Origin of the sequence: Streptomyces sp. NPDC016469 (assembly GCF_040632905.1) — a bacterium.
In the GTDB taxonomy this organism is placed as follows: Bacteria; Actinomycetota; Actinomycetes; order Streptomycetales; family Streptomycetaceae; genus Streptomyces.
In genome coordinates, this window is sequence record NZ_JBEYCQ010000024.1 from 110,304 (window position 1) to 117,070 (window position 6,767).

The 6,767-nt window shown below is 72.6% G+C and carries 4 protein-coding genes; 1 reads left to right on the top strand and 3 read right to left on the bottom strand.

Annotation, left to right across the window (positions count from 1 at the left end):
- Nucleotides 1–18 precede the first annotated feature (18 nt).
- Genes ABZ565_RS25640 through ABZ565_RS25650 form a run of 3 tightly spaced genes read right to left on the bottom strand, consistent with a single transcriptional unit; the run spans nt 19 to nt 6,073 of the window.
- A complete protein-coding gene (locus ABZ565_RS25640; protein WP_361031295.1) occupies nt 19–1,146 on the bottom strand; it encodes an enolase C-terminal domain-like protein in 1,128 nt (375 codons plus the stop codon).
- Nucleotides 1,143–2,948 (bottom strand): thiamine pyrophosphate-requiring protein, encoded by a 1,806-nt coding sequence (locus ABZ565_RS25645; RefSeq protein ID WP_361031298.1) that lies wholly within the window; start codon nt 2,946–2,948, stop codon nt 1,143–1,145. Before ABZ565_RS25645 ends, ABZ565_RS25640 begins: the two co-directional genes overlap by 4 nt.
- Before the next feature lie 11 nt (nt 2,949–2,959).
- A complete protein-coding gene (locus ABZ565_RS25650; RefSeq protein ID WP_361031301.1) occupies nt 2,960–6,073 on the bottom strand; it encodes an FAD-linked oxidase C-terminal domain-containing protein in 3,114 nt (1,037 codons plus the stop codon).
- Nucleotides 6,074–6,365: 292 nt separating this feature from the next.
- On the opposite strand from ABZ565_RS25650, the gene ABZ565_RS25655 reads away from it, so the two are divergent.
- Nucleotides 6,366–6,692, top strand: a complete 327-nt coding sequence (locus ABZ565_RS25655; RefSeq protein WP_361031316.1) for a plasmid stabilization protein — start codon at nt 6,366–6,368, stop codon at nt 6,690–6,692.
- Nucleotides 6,693–6,767 lie beyond the last annotated feature (75 nt).

Below are 6,767 nucleotides of genomic sequence, written 5' to 3' on the forward strand. Positions count from 1 at the left end.
CTCGTGGGGTCCGGCCGGTCACCGGACGCGGTAGCGTTCCGCCACCCCGGTGCGCAGCTCCAGTCCGTGCCCGGGGGCGCCGGACGCGCCGGGGCGTACGGTGCCGCCCGCCGGGTCCAGCGCCCCGTCGAAGAACAGGTCCTCGATGCGGACGTGGTCGTGGAACCACTCCAGGTGGCGCAGGTTCGGTACGGCCGCCGCGGCGTGGGCGTGGACGTGCGGGGCGCAGTGGCCCGAGACGTCCAGGCCGGCGGCCTCGGCGAGCGCGGCGGCGCGCAGCCACACGGTGATGCCGCCGCAGCGGGTGGCGTCCGCCTGGAGGCAGTCCACTGCGCCGGCGGTGGTCAGCTGCCAGAAGTACGGCAGGGCGTAACCGTACTCACCGGCCGTCACATCGGCCGTCGTGGCCGCCTTGATCTGGGCGAGCCCGGCCGGGTCGTCCGAGGAGACGGGTTCCTCGTACCAGGTCACGCCGTGCTCCTCGAAGCTCCGCGCCACGCGGACGGCCTGTTTGCGGGTGTAGGCGCCGTTGGCGTCGACGTACAGCTCGGTGCTGTCCCCGACGCTGCGGCGGGCCCTGGCGATCCGGTCGAGGTCGCGTGTCTCCTCGCGGCCCCAGGACTCGCCGATCTTGATCTTGACGCGGGGGATGCCCCGGCCCTCCGCCCAGCCGCGCAGCTGCCGGTCCTGCTGGGTGTCGTCGTACGGGGTGAAGCCGCCGCTGCCGTAGACGGGGACGTCCTGGACGCTCGCCCCGAGGAGCCGGGTGAGCGGCAGGTCCAGGAGGCGGGCCTTGAGGTCCCAGAGGGCGATGTCCACGGCGGACAGCGCCTGGGCGACGAGCCCGGGGCGCCCGGCGTTGCGGACGGCCCGGCTCATGGCCTCGTTGGCGGCGGGCACGTCCCAGGCGCTGCGGCCCGTGACCACCCCGGCGAGCAGTTGGTCGACTGCCGCGGCGGTGGCGGGCGCCCCGTAGGTGTAGCCGAGGCCGCTCGCCGGGCCCGCGCCCACCCGGACCAGGACGAGTGTGGTCTCGTCCCAGGCCAGCGTGCCGTCGCCCTCGGGGGCGTCGGTGGGCACGGTGTAGACGGCGGTCTCCACCCGGTCGATCAGGGGGGCGTCCGCCTCGCCGGGGCGCGGGCTCACTTGCCCGGGCGCCCGTCGTGGTGCCCGGGCAGGATCTCCTGGACCTTGGCCTTGAAGCCCTGGCGCACCACGTCCGCCCGGTCGCTGTCGCCCTTGAGGACGGCGAGGGCGGCGGCCTCGATCTGGTCCAGGCCGGCGTGCGGCGGGATCGGCGGGACCGCCGGGTCGGTCCGGAAGTCGATGACGAACGGCCGGTCGCAGGCCAGGCCACGGTGCCAGGCGCCCTCGACCTGGTCGGGCTTCTCGACGCGGATGCCGTCCAGGCCGACCGAGCGGGCGAAGTCGGCGTAGCGCACGTCGGGCAACGACTGGGAGGGCAGGAACTGCGGGGCGCCGGACATGGCGCGCATCTCCCAGGTGACCTGGTTCAGGTCCTCGTTGTTGAGGACGGCGACGATCAGGCGCGGGTTCTCCCACTCGTGCCAGTACTTGGCGATGGTGATGAGCTCCGCCATGCCGTTCATCTGCATGGCGCCGTCGCCCACGAGCGCGATGGCGGGCCGGGCGGGGTGGGCGAACTTGGCGCCGATGACGTACGGGACACCGGGGCCCATGGTGGCGAGCGTGCCGGAGAGGGAGCCGCGCATGGCGCCCCGGAAGCGCAGGTGCCGGGCGTACCAGTTGGCGGCGGAGCCGGAGTCGGCGGCCACGATGACGTCGTCCGGCAGGAGGGCGTCGAGTGCGTGGACGACGTACTCGGGGTTGACCGGGTCGGCCGCCACGGCGGCGCGGCGCTCCATGACCTCCCACCACTTGGCGGTGTCCTTCTCGATCTTCTTGCGCCAGGAGCCGTGCTTCTTGCGCTTGAGGCGCGGCAGCAGGGCGTCCAGCGTGGCGGCCGCGTCACCCACGAGGTTGACCTCGAACGGGTAGCGAAGACCGATCATGTAAGGGTCGATATCGATCTGTACCGCCCGGGCCTGGTCGAGTTCGGGCAGGAACTGGGTGTACGGGAAGCTGGAGCCGATCACGAGCAGGGTGTCGCAGTCCCGCATCAGCTCGTAGCTGGGACGGGTGCCGAGCAGCCCGATGGACCCGGTCACGTACGGCAGGTCGTCGGGGAGGACGTCCTTGCCGAGCAGCGCCTTGGCGACGCCCGCGCCCAGCACCTCGGCCAGCCGTTCGACCTCGGCGCGGGCGCCCCGCGCGCCCTGCCCGACGAGGATCGCGACCTTCTCACCCGCGTTCAGCACCTCGGCGGCCCTGGCGATGTCGTCCTCGGCGGGGACGGGGGCGGACATGCTCGCGCCGAGGCTGGAGGGGACCATCTTGAAGGCGTGGGTGGGCGGCGAGTAGTCCAGTTCCTGGACGTCGGCCGGGATGATGACGGCGGTCACGGTGCGCTTGGCGTAAGCGGTGCGCATGGCCCGGTCGATGACGTTGGGCAGCTGTTCGGGGACGGTGACCATCTCGCAGAACTCGGAGGCGACGTCCTTGTAGAGGCTGAGCAGGTCCACCTCCTGCTGGTAGGAGCCGCCCATGGCACTGCGGTTGGTCTGGCCGACGATCGCGACGACGGGCACGTGGTCCAGCTTGGCGTCGTACAGGCCGTTGAGCAGGTGGATCGCTCCGGGGCCCGAGGTGGCGGCGCAGACGCCGGCCTTGCCGGAGAACTTGGCGTAGCCGACGGCCTGGAACGCGGCCATCTCCTCGTGCCGTGCCTGGACGAACTTCGGCTTGTTCTCGGCCCTCCCCCAGGCGGCGAGCAGTCCGTTGATCCCGTCGCCGGCGTAGGCGAAGACGTGGTCGACGTCCCATTCACGCAGGCGCTGAAGGACGTAGTCGGAGACCTTGGTCGCCATGGTTTCCTCTCCTATCGGTGGTGCGTCGTGCTTCGGTTCCGGCGCAGGGCCGCGTACGCGGCCGTGCCGAGCGCGGTCAGGGCGGTGAGTGCGGCGCCCGTCACCAGTCGGCTCGCGGCCGGGTCCGGTCGGCCGGGGCGGGCGGTGGCCTTCTCGGGGTGGTCGGCGGGCAGCGGCCCGTCGAGTCCGAGCGCGAGCGCCTCGGCCAGGTGCATGGCGCGGCGGCCGGTCTCGCCCTGCTCGATCTGCGTGCGGCAGCTGAATCCGTCGGCGACGACCAGCGCGTCGGGTGCGGCGCCCCGGACGGCGGGCAGGACGCCCTGCTCGCCGATGTCCATGGACAGGTCGTAGTGGCCGCGTTCGAAGCCGAAGTTGCCGGCGAGACCGCAGCAGCCCTCGTCCAGGACCTCGGCGTCGAGCCCGGCGCGGCGCATGAGTTCGCGGTCCGCGTCGAACTTGGTGACGGCGTGCTGGTGGCAGTGCGTCTGCACGGTGGCCCGCCGGGTGAGAACGGGCGGCCGCCAGTCGTCGGGGGCGTCGTTGACCAGGAGTTCGGCGAAGGTGCGAAACTGCCCGGCGAGGCGCTGGATGTCCTGGTCGTGCGGCATCAGCTCCGGCGCGTCGGACCGGAAGACGGCCGTGCAGGAGGGTTCCAGGCCGACGATGGGGGTGCCGGCCTCGATCCACGGCCGCAGCACCTCGACGGTCCGGCGCAGCACCTTCTTCGCGGTGGCGGGCTGTCCGGTGGAGATCCAGGTGAGCCCGCAGCACACGGCCCGCTCCGGGACGGCGACCCGGAAGTCGGCGTCCTCCAGGACCCGGACCGCCGCCCGGGCGATGCCGGGGTGGAAGGAGGAGGTGAAGGTGTCCGGCCACAGCACCACGGTCCGGGCGTCCGCCGGGTCGGGCTCCGGCCTGCCGCGCGCCCGCCACCACTGGACGAACGACTCCTCGGCGAACGCGGGCGGCTGCCGCTCGTCGGCGACCCCGGCGACCCGCTTGGCGACGCGGCGGAGTCCGGGGGCGTCGAGCGCGGCGTTGACCAGGCGGGGTGCGATGCGGGAGAGCAGGGCCCACAGGGGCAGCCAGCCCAGCGAGTAGTGCGCGGTGGGGCGCAGCCGGCCCGCGTAGTGGTGGGCCAGGAATTCGGACTTGTACGTGGCCATGTCGACGCCCACCGGGCAGTCGGACTTGCAGCCCTTGCAGGCGAGGCAGAGGTCGAGCGCGTCGCGGACCTCCGTGGAGCGCCAGCCGTCGGTGACGGGCGTGTCCTGGTGGCCGCCCAGCATCTCGAAGAGCAGCCGGGCCCGCCCCCGGGTGGAGTGCTCCTCCTCCCCCGTCGCCCGGTACGAGGGGCACATCACGCCACCGCTGTGGGAGCGGCAGTTGCCGATGCCGACGCAGCGCATCACAGCCCGGTTGAAGGAGCCCTCGTCGTCCGGATAGTGGAAGTGCGTCTCGTCGTTCGCGGGCCGCCAGTGCGGGCCGAGCCGCAGGTTCTCGTCGGCGCGGTACGGATCTGTGACCTTGCCGGGGTTCATCCGGTTGTCGGGGTCCAGCAGCGCCTTGACCTCGCCGAACGCGGCGACGAGCCGTTCGCCGTACATGCGCGGCAGCAGCTCGCCGCGCGACTGCCCGTCGCCGTGCTCGCCGGAGAGCGAACCGCCGTACGAGACGACGAGGTCGGCGGCCCGGAACAGGAACTCCCGGAAGGAGTTCACGCCCTCGGCGGTCTTGAGCGCGAAGGGGATGCGGGTGTGCACGCAGCCCTGTCCGAAGTGGCCGTAGAGGGAGGGGTGGTCGTAGTCGAACTCGGCGAAGAGCTCCTTCAGGTCGCGCAGGTAGTCGCCGAGCCGTTCGGGCGGCACTGCGGAGTCCTCCCAGCCCTCCCAGGTCTCCCGTCCGTCCGGCGGCCGGGCGGTCACGCCGAGCCCGGCCTCCCGGGCCTTGAGCATGCGGCGCTCGCGCGGCGGGTCGTCGGAGAAGGTCACCGCGGGGTCGTCCTCGTCGCGGCCGAGCGCCTTCAGCAGGTCGTGCGCCTGCCGGTCCACGTCCTCCTGGGTGTCCCCGCTGAACTGGAGCAGCAGCCAGCCGTCGCCCTCCGGGAAGGTGTCCAGGGACGCGACGTGGCTGTCCTCCTCGCGCATGAGCTGCGCCATCCGGCCGTCCAGGGCCTCCAGCTGGGTCGGGGAGCTGTGTTCCAGCAGGCGGGGCACGTCGTCGGCCGCGGCGCAGATGTCGGGATAGCCGAGGACGAGCATCGCCTCGTGGGGCGGGACGGGGACGAGGTCCAGCTCGGCGCGGAGGACGGTGACGAGGGTGCCCTCGCTGCCGACGAGGGCGCGGGCCAGGTCGAAGCCCTTCTCCGGCAGCAGCGAGTCGAGGTTGTAGCCGGAGACCCGGCGCGGAATGGCGGGGAAGCCCTGGCGGACGTCGGCCAGATGCGCGTCGATGATCCGGCGGAGTCCCTGGTACACCTCGGCGCGGCGGCCACCCGCTCCGACGATCTCCGCGAACTCCTCGTCGGAGGTGGGGCCCACCCAGCAGCGGAGTCCGTCATAGGTGAGGATCTCCAGCCGCCGGACGTTGTCGACGGTCTTGCCGTACGCCTGCGCGGAGGCGCCGCAGGAGTTGTTGCCGATCATGCCGCCGAGCGAGCAGTGGCTGTGCGTGGAAGGTTTCGGGCCGAACCGCAGGCCCCGGCCCGCCAGCTGCCGGTTCAGTTCGTCCAGCACGATGCCGGGCTCCACCACGCAGGTGCGGGCGGCCTCGTCCACGGAGACCAGGTGGTGGCAGTACTTCGTCCAGTCGATGACGACGGCGGCGTTGGTGCACTGTCCGGCGAGGCTGGTCCCGCCGCCCCGGGACAGCACCGGTACGCCGTGCCCGGCGCAGACGGCGACCGCCTCGGCGCCCGCGTCCACCGTGCGGGGGACGACGACGCCGATGGGCACCTGCCGGTAGTTGGAGCCGTCGGTCGCGTAGGCGCCCCTGCTGCCCGCGTCGAAGCGGATCTCGCCGTCGACGCGCCGTTCCAGCTCGCGGCGGAGGGCCCGCAGGGCGGGTGCCCGGTCCGTCCCCGTACCGTGCGGCCCGTCCGCCGGGGCGTTCCCTCCCGTGGCCATCCGTCGCTCCTCCTCGTCGTCCGGCGCCCCCGCCCGGGGCCCGGCCTCGCAGAGACCCCGGTACCCGAAGTCGGCGGGTTCACTGATGGGCGTCGCGGTGAGTGACCCCGATCGGCCCCGCGAAACCCGTCGGCCGGGCGTACGGGCTGCCGTGGAGGTCACCCGAGCGCGCGACCCGGTGGGCGTGCCCGGCGCGGCGGTGCCATGTTTCGGACGGAGCCGCCCGGTAACCCGGGTGGTGACCCCGGACCGGGCCCGAGTGGCCGAGGACAAGAGCGAGGAGGACGGCGTCATGCCGGCAGGATCGAGCCCCAAACGTGAGCGTCAGTACGAGCACGTGAAGGAGAGCGCGGAGAAGCGCGGCACGTCCGAGAAGCGTGCGGAGGAGATCGCCGCCCGCACGGTGAACAAGGAGCGTGCCCGCTCCGGCGAGTCGAAGACGGCGAGCAAGACGTCCACGCGTGACCCCAAGTCGGCCTCCCAGCGCGGCGGTGAGCGCTCGCACAAGGGGGCGCAGGGCCGCACGAAGGACCAGCTGTACGAAGAGGCGAAGAAGAAGAACATCGAGGGCCGCTCCACGATGAACAAGGAGCAGCTTCTGAAGGCCGTCAGCCGCTGAATCAGCGTGGCGTTGCCGATTCGGATCTTGATCCATTCGGCGTGGAGGCTGTGCCAGAAGGTCGCCTTTCCGCCC